The sequence below is a fragment of the Ideonella alba genome (assembly GCF_018069845.1).
In the GTDB taxonomy this organism is placed as follows: domain Bacteria; phylum Pseudomonadota; class Gammaproteobacteria; order Burkholderiales; family Burkholderiaceae_C; genus Ideonella; species Ideonella alba.
Genome location: NZ_JAGQDD010000019.1, coordinates 54,537 through 73,654, shown reverse-complemented (window position 1 = coordinate 73,654; position 19,118 = coordinate 54,537). Strand labels below are relative to the sequence as shown.

Genomic DNA, 19,118 nt, shown 5'->3' with positions numbered 1-19,118 from the left:
GGCACCCACCATGTTCAATCTGCTGAAGACCGCCGTGCTGATGGCGGCCATCACCGCCCTGTTCATGACCATCGGCCAGCTGCTGGGCGGCCAGACCGGCATGATGATCGCGCTGGTCGTGGCGCTGGGCATGAACGTCTTCAGCTACTGGTTCTCGGACAAGATGGTGCTGCGCATGTACAACGCGCAGGAGGTGACCGAGCAGACCGCGCCGCAGTTCTACCGCATGGTGGCCGAGCTGGCCGCCAAGGCCGAGTTGCCGATGCCCAGGGTCTACCTGATCAACGAGGACGCGCCCAACGCCTTCGCCACCGGCCGCAACCCCAGCCATGCCGCGGTGGCCGCCACCACCGGCATCCTGCGCGTGCTCTCCGAGCGCGAGCTGCGCGGCGTCATGGCCCACGAGCTGGCCCACGTCAAGCACCGCGACATCCTGATCAGCACCATCAGCGCCACCATGGCCGGTGCGATCGGCATGCTGGCCAACTTCGGCATGATGTTCGGTGGCCGCGACTCGGAAGGCCGTCCGGCCAACCCGATCGTCTCGATCCTGGTGATGCTGCTGGCGCCGCTGGCCGCCAGCCTGATCCAGATGGCGATCAGCCGCGCCCGCGAGTTCGAGGCCGACCGCGGCGGCGCCGAGATCTCCGGCGACCCGGCCGCGCTGGCCTCGGCGCTGCAGAAGATCCACCGCATCGCCCAGGGCATCCCGCTGGAGGCCGCCGAGGCCCACCCCGAGACCGCCCAGATGATGATCATGAACCCGCTGTCGGGCGGCGGCCTGCGCGGCCTGTTCTCGACCCACCCGTCCACCGAGGAGCGGGTCGAGCGGCTGATGGCCCTGGCGCGCGGAGCGCGCTGACCCAGGATCCGCGCGGAGCGCGCTGACCCAGGATCCGCGCGGAGCGCGCTGACCCAAGTTCCGCACAGCGCGCGCGGACTCAAGTCCGGGTGGGTCCTGGCCGATAACCCGGTCACACCCCTCTGCCCGGACCCGACCATGCGCCCGATCCTGACCCTGTCCCTTCTTGCCAGCGCCCTGCTGCTGGCAGGATGCGACCAGCTGGGCATCGAGTCGGCGGCCGTGGTGGCCGAGAAGCGCTCGGCCGAGGGCAAGGCCATCGGCGGCGCCTGCCGCCATGCGGCCCGCGCGATCGAGGACTGCTACACGCTGAACAAGAAGGCCGACAAGGCCGCGGTCTACGCCGGCTGGCGCGACATGGACGACTACATGCGCGAAAACAAGCTCGAGCCCGTCCTGCCGCAGATCAAGCCCGAGCCCAAGAAGAAGCCGCCGCCCGCCGACGGCGAGGAAGCCGTGGCCGATGCCGGCACCGAGACCAAGGACGGCAAGGACGCCGCCGCGTCCGCACACGGCAAGCACTGAGTCCGGCCCCGCGGCCGCCGCCATAGGACAATGGCGGGATGCTCGATTCCTGGCGCCGCCTGCGGCGCGATCCTGATTTCCACGCCGGCGCGCGCGAGATGGCCGGCATCGCGCTGGGCATCGGCGCCTGGGGCCTGGTCACCGGCGTGGCCATGGTCAAGAGCGGACTGGGCGTGCCGCTGAGCCTGCTGATGACGCTGACCGTGTTCGCCGGCAGCGCGCAGCTCAGCGCACTGCCGCTGATCGCCGCCGGCGCGCCGATCTGGGTGGTCTGGGCCACCGCCGCCTGCGTCAACCTGCGCTTCGTGATCTTCAGCGCCGGCTGGCGCCCCTACTTCGCCCACCTGCCGCGCCGACAGCGCCTGCTGATGGGCTATGTCAGCGGTGATCTGAACTACGTGTGCTTCATGCGCCGCTACCCCGAGCCGGTGCCCGCGCCGGGTCAGCTGGCCTACTACTGGGGCGGTGTGGCGGTGAACTGGTGCGCCTGGCAGGCCATGTCCATCCTGGGCATCGTGCTGGCCGACCAGGTGCCCACCGAATGGGGCCTGGGCTTTGCCGGCACGCTGGCGCTGCTGGGCCTGACCGGCTCGCTGCTGACCGACCGCGCCACCTGGATCGCGGCGGCCGTGGCCGCCTGCGCCGCGGTGGCGGCCTATGCGCTGCCGCTGCGCCTGAACATCGTGGTGGCGATTGCCGCGGCGGTGGCCGTGGGCATCGTGCTCGACCACTGGAAGCCCGCGCAGCGGCCGGGGGCCGCATGACGGGCTGGGACACCGCACTCGCCATCCTGGGCCTGGCCGTGATCACCGTGCTGACGCGCAGTTTCTTCCTCATCCCCGAACGCGAACTGCCCATGCCGGCGTGGCTGCGCGAAGCGCTGCGCTATGCACCGCTGGCCGCGCTGTGCGCCGTGGTGGCGCCCGAGATCGTGCTGACCCAGGGCCAGCTGATCCACACCTGGCAGGACGCCCGACTGTTCGCCGCCGCCGCCGGTGCGCTGTGGTTCTGGTGGCGCCGCGGCATCCTGGGCACCATCGTCTGCGGCACCGCCGTGATGTTGACGCTGCGCCTGGGCCTGGGCTGGTGAATCCCGATAATTCGATCTGTTGAACCCCCGAAGAGAGCCAAGACCATGAACGTGATCCGCTTCGCCGACCTCGTCGCCCAGGGCCGTGCCCAGGGCCAGCGCGTCTTCATCCGCGCCGACCTGAACGTCCCGCAGGACGACGCCGGAAACATCACCGAAGACACCCGCATCCGCGCCTCGGTGCCCTGCATCCAGCTGGCGCTGCAAGGTGGTGCCGCGGTGATGGTGACCTCGCACCTGGGCCGCCCCACCGAGGGCGAGTTCAAGCCCGAGGATTCTCTGGCCCCGGTCGCCAAGCGCCTGGGCGAGCTGCTGGGCCGCGAGGTGAAGCTGGTGGCCAACTGGGTGGACGGCGTGGAAGTAGAGCCCGGCGAGGTGGTGCTGCTGGAAAACTGCCGCGTCAACAAGGGCGAGAAGAAGAACAACCCCGAGCTGGCGCAGAAGATGGCCGCACTGTGCGACATCTTCGTGCACGACGCCTTCGGCACCGCCCACCGCGCCGAGGCCAGCACCTACGGCATCGCCCAGTTCGCCAAGATCGCCTGCGCGGGCCCGCTGCTGGCCGCCGAGATCGATGCGATCAGCAAGGCCCTGGCCAACCCGAAGCGCCCGCTGGTGGCCATCGTCGCGGGCAGCAAGGTCAGCACCAAGCTGACCATCCTGCAAAGCCTGGCCAAGAACGTGGATGGCCTGATCGTGGGTGGCGGCATCGCCAACACCTTCATGCTGGCCGCCGGCCTGAAGATCGGCAAGAGCCTGGCCGAGCCCGACCTGCTGGGCGAGGCCACCGCGGTGATCGCCGCGATGAAGGCGCGCGGCGCCGAGGTGCCCATTCCTGAGGACGTGGTCACCGCCAAGGCCTTCGCGGCCGACGCGCCGGCCACCATCAAGGCCGCCACCGAGGTGGCGGATGACGACCTGATCCTGGACATCGGCCCGAAGACGGCGGCCAGGCTGGCGGCGCAACTGAAGGCCGCCGGCACCATCGTCTGGAACGGCCCGGTGGGCGTGTTCGAGTTCGACGCCTTCGCCAAGGGCACCGAGGCCATCGCCCGCGCGATCGCCGAGTCGGACGCCTTCAGCATCGCCGGCGGCGGTGACACGCTGGCGGCGATTGCCAAGTACGGCATCGAGCAGGACGTGGGCTACATCTCCACCGGCGGCGGCGCCTTCCTGGAGGTGTTGGAGGGCAAGACCCTGCCGGCCTTCGAGATCCTGGCCAAGCGCGCCGCTGCCTGAACCTCCGGGCACCCCACGCCAGGCGGCCTTCGGGCCGCTTTTTTTCGTCCCCCTCGGCCGCTGCGGGCGCAACTTGAGGGGGGCCGGAAAGGCTGTCCCCTCCATCCGGGTATGGGCTGCGTCGCCTCAAGTTCGACCGCCGCAGCGCCGAAGTCCCTCACAAGGCCGCGGCCAGTGGGCGGCGGTGTGCGATTCGAGGATGTGAGATGACCGAGACCGTCGATGTCAGCCAGCTGCGTGTGGGGATGTTCGTTCACCTGGACGTGGGCTGGATGTCGCATCCCTTTCCGCTCTCCAGCTTCAAGATCGCCTCGGCCGAACAGATCCAGACCATCCAGGGCCTGGGCCTGAAGCAGCTGCGCTGGAGTCCGGAGCGCAGCGACCCGGCGCCGGTCAGCCTGGAGCTGCCGGCCCACACCGCGGCGGCCGAGGAAGCCCCGGCCCCCGACCCGGCCGAGCTGGCGCGGCGCGAGCGCGCCGCCCGCCTCGAGGCGCAGCTCGACGCGATGCGCCAGTGCGAGCGCCAGTTCAGCGAGGCCTGCCGCGACCTGCGCCGCATCAACGACTGCGTCCAGGGCGAACCCGAGCAGGCCCGCGAGGCCACGCGCCAGCTCAGCCAGGCCTTGATGGACAAGATGCTGGTCGACGGCGAGCTGTGCGTGCGCGTGCTGGGCGAGCAGCAGGGCGACCGCCTGTCGGCGCATGTGATGAACGTGACGGTGATCTCGATGCTGCTGGGCAAGGCCCTGGGCTTCGACGCCGAGGAGATGATGGCCCTGGGCAGCGGCGCGCTGCTGCACGACGTGGGCAAGCTGAGCCTGCCCGACCGCCTGCGCCTGGGCCACGACAACTTCAGCGCCGCCGAGCAGCAGCACTACCGCGAGCATGTGGCGCTGGGCGTGGCGCAGGGCCGGCGCATGGGCCTGACGCCGCAGGTGCTGCTGGTGATCGCCCAGCACCACGAGCTGGCCGACGCCTCGGGCTACCCCAGCGGCGTGGGTCTGGACAAGATCAGCACCGCGGCCCGCGTGGTGTCGATGGTCAACCACTACGACAACCTGTGCAACGCCGCCTCGGTGGCCCAGTCATTGACGCCGCACGAGGCGCTGTCGCGGATGTTCGCGCATGCCCGCGGCAAGTTCGACGCGGTGATGCTCAACGCCTTCATCCGCCTGATGGGCATCTACCCGCCGGGCTCGATCGTGCAGCTGTCCGACGACCGCCTGGCGATGGTGATGTCGGTCAACTCGGCGCGCCCGCTCAAGCCGCGCGTGCTGGTGATGGATGCCGGCGTGCCCAGCGAGCAGGCGCTGCACCTGGACCTGGAGCAGGTGCCCGACCTGGGCATCCGCCGCAGCCTGCGCAGCGACCAGCTGCCCGGCCGCGCCCTGGAATACCTGGCCCCGCGCAAGCGCCTGGCCTACTTCTTCGACGTCGAGTCGCCGGCCCTGGAGCAGGCATGACGCGTGGCAGCCAACGGCCACGGAGGCGGCGGTGAGCGGCCCGGATGCCGGTCTGTCCTGGTGGGCCGGACAGGCCCAGGGGCAGGCGGCCATCCTGGCGGCGCTGGACGCGCCGGCCTGGCTGGTCGAGGCCGATCACCTGACGGTCCTGCAGGCCAATGAGGCGGCGGCCGCCTTCCTCGGTCGGCCGCAGCAGGCGCTGCCCGGCCTGGACGCCCAGGCCCTGCTGCCCAGCCTGGAGGACCTGGCCTTCTGGGGCGAGGCCCAGGCTGGCCACGCCACGACGCTGGATTCCGAGATCGACCTGCCCCGCCCGGGCGGCGGCGAGGCGCGCATGCGCCGGCGCATCAGCCGCCTGCCGGGCGAGGGCCCCGGCCTGTGGCTGGTGCAGCTGCAGGACCTGAGCCGCGAGCACGCCGCGCAGCGCGAGCGCGAGCGCGCGCTGGCCGAGCTGCGCGCCACGCTGGAGGCCACCGCCGATGGCATCCTGGTCACCGACCTGAGCGGCGGCATCCGGGCCTTCAACCGCCGCTTCGCCCAGCTCTGGTCGCTGCCGCCGCAGGCCCTGGAGCAGCGCGACGACGCGCGCGTGCACGCCTGGATGGCGCTGCAGACCACCCAGCCCGAGGCCTGGCGCGCGCGCCTGGCCGCGCTGCGCGAGCATTGCCTGACCTCGGCCAACGACACCGTGCGCCTGGTCGACGGCAGCCTGCTCGAATGCCACACCCAGCCGCAATGGAGCCAGGGCCGACCGATCGGCCGGGTGTTCTCGTTCCGTGAACTGAACCGGCTGCGCCCGGGGGCGCCCCGCCGGGACGGGGACGGCGAGCCCGACGCCGGCAGCCGCCTGCCGCACCGCGCCACGTTCGTCGCCCGTGTCGACGATGCGCTCGCCCAGGCCCGCGACAGCGGCGCCAGCCTGGTGGTGCTGTGCGTGGATGTCGACACGCAGGCGCTGTGGGGTGCGCCGGACGCCGCCCTGCCTTCCGAGGACCGCTGGGCCGCGGTGGTGCGGCTGCTGCGCGCCGGCCTGCAGGCGCCGGCGATGCTGGCGCGGCTGGGCGCGGCACGCTTTGGCGTGCTGCTCGAGAACGCCAGCGAGGCCAAGGCCGAAGCCGTGGCCCGCCGCTGGCAGGCGCTGGCCGCGGCCGAGCCGGCGGGCAGCATCAGCCCGCCGGTGGTGGGCGTGGCGGCCTACCCGCAGGCGGGCAACTCGGCCGACGAACTGCTGGCCCATGCCGAGAAAGCCCTGGCGCGCGCCCAGGCGCTGGGCGAGTCCTGCCGCACCCACCAGAGCAGCGGCGAGTCGCGCACCCAGCGCCAGCAGCGGCTGGAGGCGGCGCTGCGCGACGGTCTGGCGCAGCCGCAGTTCCGGCTGCAGTACCAGCCCCGCATCGACATGGCCCAGGGCCGCCCCTGCGGCCTGGAAGCGCTGGTGCGCTGGAAGGACCCGCTGGCCCACCGCGAGCTGCTGCCCGCGCAGTTCCTGCCGCTGGCCAACCGCGCCGGTCTGCTGGCCACACTGGACGAGTGGGTGCTGTCGCAGGCCGTGCAGCAGCTGGCGCGCTGGCGCGCCGCCGGGCTGATGCTGCCGGTGTCGGTCAACCTGGGCGCGGCCTCGCTGCTGCGGCCTGGGCTGGCGCGGCGCATCGAAGCCCTGCTGGTCCATGCCGGCGTGCCCGCGCAGGCGCTGTCGCTGGAGCTGAGCGAAGAGGCGCTCATCACCGACCCCGAGGCCACCGCGATCACCGTGCGCGCGCTGCGCGCGCTCGGACTGGGGGTGGTGCTCGATGGCTTCGGCCGCGGCGAGAGTTCGGCCACGCTGCTGCAGCGCCTGCCGCTGTCGGCGGTCAAGCTGGACCGCAGCGTGCTGCACGACGCCACGCGCCATGCCCAGGGTGCCGCGTGGCTGCGCGCCACCGCGGCACTGGTGCGCGCGCTGGGCCTGGACTGCCAGGCCGTGGGCGTCGAGACCGAGGGCCAGCGTCTGGCGCTGGCGCAGGCGGGCGGCCTGTCCTGGCAGGGCTTCCTGCATGGCGCGGCGCTGGATGCGCAGCGGGTGCCCAACTGGTGCGCCCGGGTGGCGGCCGCCGCAGCCTGAGCCTCGGCAGGCACAATGCACGCCGAGGGCCCGCAGCGGGCCCGGGGAGCGAGCGTGATCTACAAGTTCAAGAGCAAGGCGGCCGGTGACGTGATCATGCTCGGCCCCAATGGTGACCGGGTGCTGGGCCTGATCGGCAAGCCCACCGGCGGCCCCGGCATCCTCGAGCCCCAGGACATGCCGGCCGCAGTGGCCGCGCTGCAGGCCGCGATCGAGGCGGACGACGCGGTGCGCGCCGCCGCGGTCGACGAGCAGGACCCGGCGACACGGCCCGAGGGCATCTCGCTGCGCCAGCGCGCCTGGCCGCTGGTCGAGATGATCCGCCGTGCCCAGGCGGCCGACGAACCCATCGTCTGGGGCGCCTGATGCCCTTTCCCGAGCCGACCCGCGTGATCGCGGTGCGCCATGGCGAGACCGCCTGGAACGTCGACACCCGGCTGCAGGGCCAGCTCGACGTGCCGCTCAATGACCGCGGACGCGAGCAGGCCCGGCTGGCGGCGCGGGCGCTGCGCCACGACCCGCCCGACGTGATCTATGCCAGCGACCTTTCGCGCGCGCTGGCCACCGCCCAGGCCACCGGCGAGCTGCTGGACCGCCCGGTGAGCACCGACACCGGCCTGCGCGAGCGCCACTTCGGCATCTGGCAGGGCCACACCTACGCCGAGGTGGCCGAGCGCTGGCCCGAGCAGAGCGAGCGCTGACGCCGCCGCGAGGCCGGCTTCGGCCCCGAACAAGGCGAGACGCTGCAGGGCTTCTTCGACCGCGTGGTGGCCTGCACCACCCGTCTGGCCAGCGCCCATCCCGGCCAGACGGTGCTGATGGTGGCGCATGGCGGCGTGCTGGACTGCCTGTACCGCGCGGCCTCGCGCATCGCGCTGGACGCGCCGCGCACCTGGGAGCTGCCCAACACCGGCATCAACCGCCTGCTCTACACCGGCGAGGGCTTCACGCTGGTGGGTTGGGCCGATGTGCACCACCTGGACGACGACGCGCGCGACGAGTCCAGCGACCGGGTCGGCCACGCCGCCTGACGCCATGCAGGCCGCTCAGGTGATCGTGCTGGCAGTGCCGGTGTTCCTGGCGCTGATCGGCCTGGAGTGGTGGTGGGGACGCCGGCGCGGCTTCGACACCTACCGCCTCAACGACGCGCTGGCCAGCCTGTCGTTGGGCGTGATCAATCAGGTGCTGCCGCTGCTGCTGCGCGTCGGGGTCTACACCTGGGTCTGGCAGCACGCGGCGCTGACGAGACTGCCCGCCGACGCCTGGTGGGTCTGGCTGGCGGCGCTGATCGGCTACGACTTCTGCTACTACTGGCTGCACCGTGCCGGCCACCGCGTGGCGATCTTCTGGGCCGCCCATGCGGTGCACCACCAGAGCGAGGAATACAACCTCAGCACCGCGCTGCGTCAGACCGGCAGCGGCTGGTTGCTGGGCTGGCTGTTCTACCTGCCGATGGCGGTGCTGGGCGTGCCGCCGCTGGTCTTCGGCACGGTGGCGCTGATCGACCTGCTCTACCAGTTCTGGGTGCACACCCGGCAGATCGGCCGCCTGGGCGGGTTCGACCGCTGGTTCTGCTCGCCCAGCAACCACCGTGTGCACTACGCGGTGAACGACCGCTACCTGGACCACAACTACGGCGGCATCCTGATGGTCTGGGACCGGCTGTTCGGCACCTTCATCGACGAGGACGACGCCGAGCCCATCGTCTACGGCACGCGCACGCCGCTGGCCAGCTGGGACCCGCTGCACGCCAACCTGGTGGTCTACCGCGAGCGCTGGGCCCTGATGCGCCATGCGCGCGGCTGGCGCGAGCAGCTGGCGGTGTGGCTGGCGCCGCCCGACTGGAAGCCGGCGGCCGCGCCGCCGTCGCCGCCCTTCGTGCTGGCGCGTGCCGCCTACGACCCGCCGGTGTCGCGCTTGCGCCAGGGGGCCGCGGTGGCGCTGTTCGGCGTGGTGTTGCTGGCGGCGGCGCAGTGGCTGTGGATCGCCCACACGCTGGCGCCGCTGGCGATGTGGAGCGGCGCGGTGGCGATCCTGGCCGCGACCTGGGGCGTGGGCCGGCTGCTGACGCCGCCGGCCCGGTCGTCCGCCTGACCCTCAGACGCTCTAGCGCTCGAACAGATCGCCGGCGCGCTGCGGCGGCGCCAGACCCAGGTGGCGCCAGGCCATCAGCGTGGCCACGCGGCCGCGCGGCGTGCGCTGCAGAAAGCCCTGCTGGATCAGGTAGGGCTCGATCACGTCCTCGATCGTGCCGGGCTCCTCGCCAATCGCGGCGGCCACGTTGTCCAGGCCCACCGGGCCGCCGTCGAAGCGGTGCACCACCGCCTCCAGCAGCTTGCGGTCCATCAGGTCGAAACCCTGCGGGTCGACGTCGAGCATCTTCAGCGCGGCGTCGGCCATCGCGCGGGTGATGTGGCCATTGCCCTTGACGTCGGCGTAGTCGCGCACGCGGCGCAGCAGGCGGTTGGCGATGCGCGGCGTGCCGCGGCTGCGGCGGGCGATTTCCATTGCCCCGTCGGGGTCGATCGGTGCGTTCATCAGGCCCGCCGAGCGGGTGACGATGCGGGTGAGTTCCTCGGCCGTGTAGAACTCGAGCCGGGCGACGATGCCGAAGCGGTCGCGCAGCGGGTTGGTCAGCATGCCGGCGCGGGTGGTGGCGCCGACCAGCGTGAAGGGCTGCAGGTCCAGCTTGATCGAGCGCGCCGCCGGGCCCTCGCCGATCATGATGTCGATCTGGTAGTCCTCCAGCGCCGGGTAGAGGATTTCCTCGACCACCGGGCTGAGGCGGTGGATCTCGTCGATGAAGAGGACGTCGTCCTTCTCGAGGTTGGTCAGGATGGCCGCCAGGTCCTTGGGCTTTTCCAGCACCGGGCCGCTGGTCTGGCGCAGGTTGACGCCCAACTCGGCGGCGATGATGTGGCTCAGCGTGGTCTTGCCCAGGCCGGGCGGACCGAACAGCAGCACATGGTCCAGCGCTTCGCGGCGCTTCTTGGCCGCGCCGATGAAGATCTCGAGCTGCTCGCGCGCCTTGGCCTGGCCGACGTACTCGTCCAGCAGCTTGGGCCGAAGCGCCCGCTCCAGCGCTTCCTCCTGCGGGCTGGCCGCGGCGGCGGTCAGCACCCGGGGAGCACGCGGCAGGTCGGCGCCGAAATCATCGGTCTGGATGGACATACAGTCATTATCGGGCCAACTCGCGACTCGTGGGGGGCTTGCGCTGGATCTGGTCGCCGCCCGCCCGATCACCCTAGAATCGGCCGCACATGCTGCATCACCTGCGACATCGCCTGGCCCATGCCGCCCTGCTGGCGTGGATGGCGCTGTTCGGCCTGCTGGCGGCACCGACCGTCTCGCGCAGCCTGGCGGCGGTCGACCCGATCGCCTACGCGGCGGTGTGCAGTGCCGCGGGCAGCACCGATGCCGCGTCCAGCCAGGGGCAGGCCCACGCCGGCGAGGCCTGCGGCCTGTGCGCCGTGGCCGCCCTGCCGATCGTGCCGGTGGTCGGCGGTGGCAGCGTGGCCGTGCCCCGCTTCACGGCCGTGTTGGCCGAGCCGGTGGCGCTGCCGTCGCGGCAGGTGGCGTGGCGCATCGCGCGCTCACGCGCACCGCCTCTCCTGACCTGATGCCCGAGCGCGGGCCGCGGCGAGATGCCGCGCCCGCAGTTGACATCGGTGTGCGCGGCCCGGCCGCGCCGGAGAGGATTCCCATGAACCATGCTTTCCACGCCGACGGCGTGCCGGCCCCGCTGGGCCTGGCCACCGGCGACACGCTGTTCGAGGCGGGCCACGGCGGCCCGGTCTGGCAACTGCAGTCCGGCGCCCTGCGCCTGGACCAGCTGGGCCGTGAGGGCCAGCGCTTCGTGCAGCTGGTGCTGCCGGGCGACCTGGTGGGCGCCGAGCAGCTGGCCGCCAGCGGCTATGCCCACAGTGCCCGGGCGATCGTGCCCAGCGTGGCCGTGCAGCGCGCCGTGGGCGGTGACGCCGAGCGCCGCCTGCTGCTGGCCGAGGCGCTGCTGGGCCAGCTCTCGCGCACCGGCGACCTGGTCCTGCTGCGCACCGGGACCGCCCAGGAGCGTCTGCGCCACCTGCTGCTGCTGCTGTCCGGCGCCGAGTCCGACTGGGACGAGGCCGAGGCCAGCCAGCGCGTGCTGCCCACGATCAAGGACGTGGCCGCGATCATCGACACCGCGCCCGAGACCGTCTCGCGCATCTTCGCCAACCTCAAGCGTTCGCACCTGCTCGACGGCCGCCAGCGCCAGGGCGCGCGCTTCAGCGCGGCGCGGCTGCGCGAGCAGGTCTGGCCCGCCGGCATGACCCGCAGCGACGGCGCCCAGCGCCCGCTGCAGCTGGTCGAGGTCTGACCTTCACGCTTTTCCAACCACCCCCAGAGGACCCCCGATGAAGTTGAAACATCTGGCCGCAGCGGCCTTCACGGCCAGCCTGTCGATGAGTGCAGCGCTGGCACAGACCGCGGTCAGCGACGCCTGGGTGCGCGGCACCGTGCCGGCCCAGAAGGCCACCGGCGCCTTCATGCAGCTCAAGTCCGCGCAGGGCGGCCGGCTGCTGTCGGTGGCTTCGCCGCTGGCCGGCGTGGTCGAGATCCACGAGATGAAGATGGACGGCAATGTGATGAAGATGGCGGCGCTGCCCAAGGGCCTGGAGCTGCCGGCGGGGCAGACCGTCGAGCTCAAGCCGGGCGGCTACCACGTGATGCTGATGGACCTGAAGCAGCCGCTGAAGGACGGCGACAGCGTGCCGCTGAGCCTGGTCGTCGAGGGCAAGGACGGCAAGCGCGAGACGATCGAGCTGAAGGCGCCGGTGCGCCCGCTGGGTGCTGCCAACCCGGCACCGATGCACCAGCACTGACTGACCGAGCCAGAAGCGCCCCAGAACGGGCGTTTCTCCGGACATTGCCGCGGCGATCTGCGTGTCGAATGCGGGGGGCATGCGTTTCGCCAGGATGCCCATGAACCTGCTCAGTCGCCTCTCCGTCAAGACGCGCCAGCTGTGGCTCGCGGCGCTCAGCGCGCTGATCGTCTGCGCCTGTGTCGCCGTCGCGCTGTACGAAACGCGTGCACTGGCACGCAGCAGCCAGACCAGTTTCGTGGCCAAGGACGTGGTGGCCGACATCCTGCCGCCACCGATGTATCTGATCGAGATGCGCCTGGTCGTGTCCCAGGCCCTCGAGGCGACGCTGTCGATCCGCCGCGCCGAGGACGAACTGGCGCGGCTGGGGCGCGAGTACGACGACCGTGTCGCCTGGTGGACCGCCCACCCGCCCTACGGTCTGGAGCAACAGCTGCTGGGGCGGCAGCACGCCGAGGGGCGGGCCTTCATCGCCGCCGCCAGGGACGTGCTGCAGCACCTCAAGTCCGGCGACCGCGAGGCCGCCACGAAGGCCTTGCTGACGGCCGACGCGCTCTACCTGCGCCACCGTGCCGGCGTCGACGAGACGGTCACGGCCGGCGCGGCGCTGGCCGAGTCGTCCATGCAGGAGTTCGCCGACCAGTCCGAGCGCGCCCACCAGGTGCTCCTGACGCTGATGGCCTTGGGCGTCACCGCGACGCTGGCGCTGGCCTGGGGCGTCTCACGCTCGCTGCTGGTGCCGTTGCGCCATGCCGTCCGGGTGGCCGAGACGGTGGCGGCGGGCGACCTGACCCGCCAGGTCCGGGTCGATGGCCGCGACGAGACGGCCCAGTTGCTGAGTTCGCTCAATGCGATGAGCGGGCGCCTGGCCGAGATGGTCAGCGAGGTCCGCACGGCCAGCCTGCATGTGGCCTCGGCCAGCACCCAGATCTCGGCCGGCAACCAGGACCTGCGCCAGCGCACCGAGGTGCACCAGAGCGAACTGATGGCCACCAGCGCGAGCCTGGCCGAGGTCACCCGCTTCGTGCACGAGAACGCCGCGTCGGCCCAGACCGCCCGCGAGCGCGCACAGGTGGTGAGCCAGACAGCCGGGCAGGGGCTGAAGGCGGTGCGCGACCTGACCGGCATGATGAGCACGATCTCCGGCAGCTCGCGCAAGGTGGGCGAGATCGTCGGCCTGATCGAGTCGATCGCTTTCCAGACCAACCTGCTGGCGCTCAACGCCGCCGTCGAGGCCGCCCGGGCCGGCGAGCAGGGCAAGGGATTTGCCGTGGTGGCCGCCGAGGTCCGTCAGCTGGCCAACCGCTCGTCGGCGGCCAGCGCCGAGATCCGCGCGCTGGTGCAGGCCAGCGCCGCCGACATCCAGGAGGGCGACCGCTTTGCCGGCGTCGCGCACCAGGCGATCGAGGCGATGGCGGCCCAGGTCGACGAGATGGGCCAGCGCGTGGGCGAGATCTGGGAGACCACCTTCGCCCAGAGCTCGGGCATCAACATGCTGGTCGAGACCATGCAGGCGCTGGCGAACAGCTCCAGTTCGAACGTGGCGCTGGTGGCGCAGACGGCCGAGCTGGCCGGCGGCCTGGAAGGCCAGGCGCGCCAGCTGGCCGAGTGTGTCGGCGCCTTCCAGCTGCCGGATTCGCCGCGCCAGGTGCAGCCGGCCTGAGCGGTCAGCCCAGGGCCTTGAGCGCGAGCTTGATGCCCTCGCTGACGCCCACGTCCGGCGGCAGCTTCTTCAGCGCCGCCGCGGCATCCTTCTCGCCATAGCCCAGCGCCATCAGCGCCTGGACGATGTCGGCCTGGCTGTCACTGACCGCCGTGGCGCCGGCCGGCAGCGCCAGGTCGGGGCCGAGCTTGCCCTTGAGTTCGAGCAGCAGCCGCTCGGCGGTCTTCTTGCCGATGCCCGGCACCTTCTGCAGCCGCCCGCCTTCCTGGCGCGTCACCGCCGCGGCCAGATCGGCCACGCTCAGGCCCGACAGGATGGCCAGCGCGGTGCGCGGGCCGATGCCGGAGATCTTCAGCAGCTCGCGGAAGGTGCCGCGTTCCTCAGCGGTGAGAAAGCCGTAGAGCAGCTGCGCGTCCTCGCGCACCACGAAGTGGGTCAGCAGCGTGGCGCGCTCGCCCAGGCCCGGCAGGTGGTAGAAGGTGCTCATCGGCACGTCGACCTCGTAGCCGACGCCGCCCACATCGATGAGCACGCGCGGCGGGGTTTTCTCGGCGAGGGTTCCGGTGAGGCGTCCGATCATGGCGCCGCATCATACGGTGGTGGACAATCACCGGCGATGACGCTGCGCCACACCTTCACGCCCCTCGACAACGTCCGCCTGGGTCACCTGTGCGGACCGCTGGACGAACACCTGCGGACGATCGAGGCGGTGCTGCCGGTCACCATCCAGCGCCGCCAGGGGGCGTTTCGCATCGAGGGCAGCGCGCGCGATGCCGAGCGCGTGCTGGAGCTGCTGCAAAGCCTCTATGAGCGCGCCCGCAAGGCCATCCCCGCCGATCTGCTGCAACTGGCGCTGGACGACCTGCGCCGCGGCAGTCGCGCGCGCCTGGCCGGCAGCGACGCCGAGGGCGACATCGTGCTGCACACGCGCCGCGCCGACCTCACTGGCCGCGCGCCCAACCAGGTGCAGTACCTGCGCCAGATCCTGGGCCACGACATCACCTTCGGCATCGGCCCGGCCGGCACCGGCAAGACCTTCCTGGCCGTGGCCTGCGCGGTGGATGCGCTGGAGCGCAGCGCGGTGCAGCGCATCGTGCTGACGCGCCCGGCGGTGGAAGCCGGCGAGCGCCTGGGTTTCCTGCCGGGCGACCTGGCGCAGAAGGTCGACCCCTACCTGCGCCCGCTGTACGACGCGCTGTATGACCTGATGGGCTTTGACCGCGTGACCAAGGCCTTCGAGAAAGGCACGCTGGAGATCGCGCCGCTGGCCTTCATGCGCGGGCGCACGCTCAACCACAGCTTCGTCATCCTCGACGAGGCCCAGAACACCACGCCCGAGCAGATGAAGATGTTCCTGACCCGCATCGGCTTCGGCGCCAAGGCGGTGATCACCGGCGACGTCAGCCAGATCGACCTGCCGCGTGGCACGGTCAGCGGCCTGGTCGACGCCGAGCAGGTGCTGCGCAAGGTCAATGGCATCGCCACCACCCGCTTCACCTCGGCCGACGTGGTGCGTCACCCGCTGGTGGCGCGCATCGTCGACGCCTACGACGCCCAGCAGCGCCGCCGTGCGCGCGCTTCCACCGCCCCGGAGTCCTGATGGCCCTGCACCCGCTCACCCTGTCGCTGCAGTTCGCCGACCCGCGCCACCGCGCGCAGCTGCCGCGCCACACCGTGGCGCGCTGCATCCGCCATGCGCTGGAGGCGCCGGGCGAGATCACCGTGCGCATCGTGGGTGACGACGAGGGCCGGGCGTTGAACCGCGACTACCGCGGCAAGGACTACGCCACCAACGTGCTCACCTTCGACTACGCCCACGAACCGGTGGTGCAGGCCGACCTGGTGCTGTGCGCGCCGGTGGTCGAGGCCGAGGCCCGGGCCCAGCGCATCCCGCTGGCCGAGCACTACGCGCACCTGCTGGTGCACGGCACGCTGCACGCCCAGGGTTACGACCACGAGGGCGACGAGGTCGAGGCCGAGGCGATGGAAGCGCGCGAGACCGAGCTGATGCTGGGTCTGGGCCTGCGCGACCCGTACCGCCTCAGGGCAGCGGGGTCAGCAGATAGCAGCGACCGTCCGACCCGCTCGCCGAGATCTGCCCGGCGTCGTTGATGCCCCAGGCCTGGGTCAGCGTGGCGCCATCCGGCAGCGTGACCAGGCTGTCCAGCGTCTTCCAGGTGCCGCCGATCGTGGCCACGAAGGCGTACAGGCGCGACCAGTCGTCGGTGTAGAAGCCCACCACCTTGCCCTTGCTGTTGAGGTTCTGGGCCAGCGCGAACAGGCCGGGCACGCCCAGGTCGCGCAACTGGCCGCCGCCGGGATCGGTGACGAAGGCGTGGTGGGCCGAGCCGTCGGCATTCCCGGCAAAGCCCACCAGCACGCCCGACTTGTTCATGCCCAGCGCAAACGTGGTGTGGCCGCCCAGCGTGCCCAGCAGCGTCATGCCCTGACCGTCGGGCCCGGTGATGAAGGCCCGCGACCCGCCACCCGGCTGGTCGATCGCGCCGGCCACGGTGCCGTCGGCCAGCACGCCCATCGGCGTGGTGCCGGCGGCCAGCGACTGCGGCCGGTAGCGCGACCCACTGGTGAGAAAGCCGTGGTACAGGCCGTCCGTGGGGTCCAGCGCGCCGCCGACCACGCGGCCCTTGGCGCTCAGCGCGGTGGCGTAGGACGACCGTCCGGCCTGGCCGATCGGCGTGGGCACGCTGGCGCCCGCCGCCACCACGATCGCCTGCTCGGCGGTGTCGCCAGCCACCGAGGCCTGCCCCACCGCCACGCCGCGGTCGTTGAGGCCCTGCAGGCGGCTGTGCGAGCCGCCCAGGGTGTCGACCAGCCGCGCCCCGACGCCATTCGGCCCGGTGACGAAGCCGCGGGCGGGACCGGCGGGGCTGAGCATGGTGGTCCCAACCACCTGGCCGCTGCCATTGACGGCCGCGGGCTGGCAGCTCACGGTGCCGGCGGGGGTGATGTCGAGGGCGCTGTACCGTGCGGCGGCCTGGGCCTGAGGGGCCAGCAGGGCGAGCAGGGCGGCGGCAGCGAGGGCAGGGGTGTGCAAGGGGACGTCCTTCAGCGGGGAGGGGGCGCGACATCAGCCCCGGGTGCTCCCCAACAGCCGACGTTGCCAGAAGAAGAAGCCCAGCACCAGCGCAATCACCCCCATCATGCCGGCGGCGATCCACACGCCGGTGTGCGAGTGGATCAGCGGCAGGCCATCGAAATTCATGCCGAAGAAGCCGGTGATCAGGTTCATCGGCAGGAACAGCGCGGTGATCACGGTCAGCGTGCGCATGATGTCGTTGGTGCGCTGGCCGACCAGGGCGAAGTGCATCTGCAGACCGGCCTCGGCCGACTGCTCCAGCCGGCGCACGTGGGTCAGCACGCGTTCGATGTGCTCCAGCACGTCGCGCGAGCGCACCCGCAGCAGGTCGCGCTCGCGGCGGGTGGTGGCATCGAGCGCGGCCGGCCATTCGTCCAGCGCGTCGATCCACTCCTGGATGGCGCTGCGCTGGTCCTCGCAGATGTCTTCGAGCATGTGCAGCGCATCGCGCGAACGCACGATCAGCGACCAGTCGACGCTGCGCTGGCGCCGCGCCAGCAACTCGGTCTGCAAGGTGGCGAAATGCCGCGTCAGCAGGCGGCGCAGGTCCAGGTAGTTGTCGACCACGTGGTTGACCATGCGCAGCATCAGCTCGGCCGGGCTGGTGGGCAGCCGTGCGCCGCCACGCAGGTCGCTTTCCTGCGCGTGCTGGGCCAGGCGCGAGGCGAAGTGCTCGCGCACCAGGCAGTCGGTGGGGTGCACGCTCAGCAGCACGCGGTCGAAGATCGCGAAGCCGACCGGGCTGGTGTCGATCGCATCGAGCGCCTGGTGCGACGAGGCCAGCGTGCCGTTCTCGGCGCCCAGGAACAGCTCGCGGCTGCCGCTGCCCGGGGCCAGGCGGCGGATCACCATCAGGTCGTACCAGGAGGTGTCGCCGAACTGCGAGGGCAGCTGGGTGTTGAGCAGGTCGCTGACATGCAGGTCCACCAGCGGCGCGCCCACCCAGCGCTGCAGCGCGCCTTGCAGTTCGGCCAGGTGGACCTCGAACTGGCGCCGCCCGGCGCCAATCCACAGAAAACCTTCGGTGGGCAGCACCGACGGCAGCGCCTGCAGCTCCTGCAGACGGTCGGCGGTGACGTGGAAGATGCGCATCAGCCCTGCTTCAGCAGGCGCGCGGCATCGAGGGCGAAGTAGCTCAGCACGCCGTCAGCGCCGGCGCGCTTGAAGGCCAGCAACGCCTCCATCATGACCTTGTCGTGGTCCAGCCAGCCGTTCTGCGCGGCGGCCTTGATCATCGCGTACTCGCCGCTGACCTGGTAGGCGAAGGTGGGCATGCGGAACTCGTCCTTGACCCGGCGCACGATGTCCAGGTAGGGCAGGCCGGGCTTGACCATCACCATGTCGGCGCCTTCGGCGATGTCCAGCGCCACCTCGCGCAGCGCCTCGTTGCTGTTGGCCGGGTCCATCTGGTAGGTCTTCTTGTCGCTCTTGCCCAGGTTGGCGGCCGAGCCCACGGCGTCGCGGAAAGGGCCGTAGAAGGCGCTGGCGTACTTGGCGCTGTAGGCCATGATCCGGGTGTGGATGCGGCCGCGGGCCTCCAGCGCGTCGCGGATGGCGCCGATGCGGCCGTCCATCATGTCGCTGGGCGCGACGATGTCCACGCCGGCCTCGGCCTGCACCAGCGCCTGCTCGCACAGCACGGCCACGGTCTCGTCGTTCAGGATGTAGCCGGTGTCATCCAGCAGGCCGTCCTGGCCGTGGCTGGTGAACGGGTCCAGCGCCACGTCGGTCAGCACGCCCAGCTCCGGGAAGCGCGATTTCAGTGCCCGCACCGCGCGCGGCACCAGGCCCTCGGGGTTGGTGGCCTCGCGGCCGTTCGGGTCCTTCAGCGAGGGGTCGATCACCGGGAACAGCGCCATCACCGGCACGCCCAGCGCCAGGCACTGCTCGGCCTGGGCGAACAGGCGGTCGACGCTCATGCGCTGCACGCCGGGCATGCTGGCCACGTCCTGCACCTGGTTCTGGCCGTCGAGCACGAAGACCGGCAGGATCAGGTCGGCCGGGGTGAGGAGGTGCTCACGCACCATCGCACGGCTGAAGGCATCACGGCGCAGGCGGCGCGGACGGGCGGCCGGGAAACTGGGCAGGCTCATGGGACGGCAGAAAAAAACGCAGGATGCCGAAGATGCAACAGCCCGCGGGGGTTCGTGGAGCCCCTATGGTACAGACGCGACGCCTGGTGTTAAAGTTCGCATTGAGCGTGGCCTGCGAGGGTC

Annotated in this window: 20 protein-coding genes and 1 pseudogene; 16 read left to right on the top strand and 5 right to left on the bottom strand. The window is 71.6% G+C overall.

Annotated elements, in window-relative coordinates; all coding sequences use genetic code 11:
- The first annotated feature begins 10 nt into the window (after positions 1-10).
- From htpX to KAK03_RS20025, 10 genes and pseudogenes are all read left to right on the top strand, one after another.
- Positions 11-862, top strand: coding sequence for a zinc metalloprotease HtpX (htpX, locus tag KAK03_RS20070; RefSeq protein ID WP_210856481.1), 852 nt, complete (start codon positions 11-13; stop codon positions 860-862).
- Between the two features lie 138 nt (positions 863-1,000).
- Positions 1,001-1,387, top strand: a complete 387-nt coding sequence (locus KAK03_RS20065; protein ID WP_210856480.1) for a hypothetical protein — start codon at positions 1,001-1,003, stop codon at positions 1,385-1,387.
- 38 nt (positions 1,388-1,425) lie between these two features.
- A complete protein-coding gene (locus KAK03_RS20060; protein ID WP_210801747.1) occupies positions 1,426-2,151 on the top strand; it encodes an AzlC family ABC transporter permease in 726 nt (241 codons plus the stop codon).
- Complete coding sequence (locus KAK03_RS20055; RefSeq protein WP_210856479.1) at positions 2,148-2,477, top strand: branched-chain amino acid transport AzlD family protein; 330 nt, start codon at positions 2,148-2,150, stop codon at positions 2,475-2,477. Before KAK03_RS20060 ends, KAK03_RS20055 begins: the two co-directional genes overlap by 4 nt.
- Positions 2,478-2,522: 45 nt before the next feature.
- Positions 2,523-3,716: a phosphoglycerate kinase gene (locus KAK03_RS20050; protein WP_210856478.1), complete on the top strand. Its 1,194-nt coding sequence runs from the start codon at positions 2,523-2,525 to the stop codon at positions 3,714-3,716.
- 206 nt (positions 3,717-3,922) lie between these two features.
- Positions 3,923-5,179 (top strand): cyclic di-GMP phosphodiesterase, encoded by a 1,257-nt coding sequence (locus tag KAK03_RS20045; protein ID WP_210856477.1) that lies wholly within the window; start codon positions 3,923-3,925, stop codon positions 5,177-5,179.
- Between the two features lie 31 nt (positions 5,180-5,210).
- On the top strand, positions 5,211-7,280 hold the full coding sequence (locus KAK03_RS20040) for an EAL domain-containing protein (protein WP_210856476.1): 2,070 nt from the start codon (positions 5,211-5,213) through the stop codon (positions 7,278-7,280).
- Positions 7,281-7,334: 54 nt separating this feature from the next.
- The gene (locus tag KAK03_RS20035) at positions 7,335-7,646 is read left to right on the top strand and encodes a DUF1840 domain-containing protein (RefSeq protein WP_210856475.1); all 312 of its coding nucleotides are present in this window, start codon (positions 7,335-7,337) and stop codon (positions 7,644-7,646) included.
- Positions 7,646-8,311 (top strand): annotated as a pseudogene (locus KAK03_RS20030) (histidine phosphatase family protein). Before KAK03_RS20035 ends, KAK03_RS20030 begins: the two are co-directional and overlap by 1 nt.
- A gap of 4 nt (positions 8,312-8,315) precedes the next feature.
- Positions 8,316-9,374, top strand: a complete 1,059-nt coding sequence (locus KAK03_RS20025) for a sterol desaturase family protein (protein ID WP_210856474.1) — start codon at positions 8,316-8,318, stop codon at positions 9,372-9,374.
- Between the two features lie 12 nt (positions 9,375-9,386).
- On the opposite strand, the gene ruvB is transcribed toward KAK03_RS20025, so the two are convergent.
- The gene (gene ruvB, locus KAK03_RS20020) at positions 9,387-10,451 is read right to left on the bottom strand and encodes a Holliday junction branch migration DNA helicase RuvB (RefSeq protein ID WP_210856473.1); all 1,065 of its coding nucleotides are present in this window, start codon (positions 10,449-10,451) and stop codon (positions 9,387-9,389) included.
- A gap of 89 nt (positions 10,452-10,540) precedes the next feature.
- On the opposite strand from ruvB, the gene KAK03_RS20015 reads away from it, so the two are divergent.
- From KAK03_RS20015 to KAK03_RS20000, 4 genes are all read left to right on the top strand, one after another.
- Complete coding sequence (locus KAK03_RS20015; RefSeq protein ID WP_210856472.1) at positions 10,541-10,900, top strand: DUF2946 family protein; 360 nt, start codon at positions 10,541-10,543, stop codon at positions 10,898-10,900.
- Positions 10,901-10,983: 83 nt separating this feature from the next.
- Entirely contained in the window at positions 10,984-11,637 is a 654-nt protein-coding gene (locus KAK03_RS20010; RefSeq protein ID WP_210856471.1) for a helix-turn-helix domain-containing protein, read from the top strand.
- A 37-nt stretch (positions 11,638-11,674) separates the two neighbouring features.
- On the top strand, positions 11,675-12,142 hold the full coding sequence (locus KAK03_RS20005) for a copper chaperone PCu(A)C (protein ID WP_210856470.1): 468 nt from the start codon (positions 11,675-11,677) through the stop codon (positions 12,140-12,142).
- 100 nt (positions 12,143-12,242) lie between these two features.
- Positions 12,243-13,805, top strand: a complete 1,563-nt coding sequence (locus KAK03_RS20000) for a methyl-accepting chemotaxis protein (protein WP_210856469.1) — start codon at positions 12,243-12,245, stop codon at positions 13,803-13,805.
- Between the two features lie 4 nt (positions 13,806-13,809).
- On the opposite strand, the gene ruvA is transcribed toward KAK03_RS20000, so the two are convergent.
- Complete coding sequence (ruvA, locus tag KAK03_RS19995) at positions 13,810-14,385, bottom strand: Holliday junction branch migration protein RuvA (protein WP_210856468.1); 576 nt, start codon at positions 14,383-14,385, stop codon at positions 13,810-13,812.
- Between the two features lie 36 nt (positions 14,386-14,421).
- On the opposite strand from ruvA, the gene KAK03_RS19990 reads away from it, so the two are divergent.
- Both KAK03_RS19990 and ybeY read left to right on the top strand, forming a co-directional pair.
- On the top strand, positions 14,422-15,405 hold the full coding sequence (locus tag KAK03_RS19990) for a PhoH family protein (RefSeq protein WP_210856467.1): 984 nt from the start codon (positions 14,422-14,424) through the stop codon (positions 15,403-15,405).
- The gene (gene ybeY, locus KAK03_RS19985) at positions 15,405-15,917 is read left to right on the top strand and encodes an rRNA maturation RNase YbeY (RefSeq protein ID WP_210856466.1); all 513 of its coding nucleotides are present in this window, start codon (positions 15,405-15,407) and stop codon (positions 15,915-15,917) included. The genes KAK03_RS19990 and ybeY overlap by 1 nt, the downstream gene beginning before the upstream one ends.
- On the opposite strand, the gene KAK03_RS19980 is transcribed toward ybeY, so the two are convergent.
- The 3 genes from KAK03_RS19980 to hemB are packed head-to-tail and all read right to left on the bottom strand — an operon-like array spanning position 15,847 to position 18,995.
- On the bottom strand, positions 15,847-16,860 hold the full coding sequence (locus tag KAK03_RS19980) for a hypothetical protein (RefSeq protein WP_210856465.1): 1,014 nt from the start codon (positions 16,858-16,860) through the stop codon (positions 15,847-15,849). The genes ybeY and KAK03_RS19980 overlap by 71 nt on opposite strands.
- A gap of 33 nt (positions 16,861-16,893) precedes the next feature.
- Positions 16,894-17,994 (bottom strand): magnesium transporter CorA family protein, encoded by a 1,101-nt coding sequence (locus KAK03_RS19975; protein WP_210856464.1) that lies wholly within the window; start codon positions 17,992-17,994, stop codon positions 16,894-16,896.
- The gene (gene hemB, locus KAK03_RS19970) at positions 17,994-18,995 is read right to left on the bottom strand and encodes a porphobilinogen synthase (protein WP_210856463.1); all 1,002 of its coding nucleotides are present in this window, start codon (positions 18,993-18,995) and stop codon (positions 17,994-17,996) included. Before hemB ends, KAK03_RS19975 begins: the two co-directional genes overlap by 1 nt.
- Between the last annotated feature and the right edge of the window lie 123 nt (positions 18,996-19,118).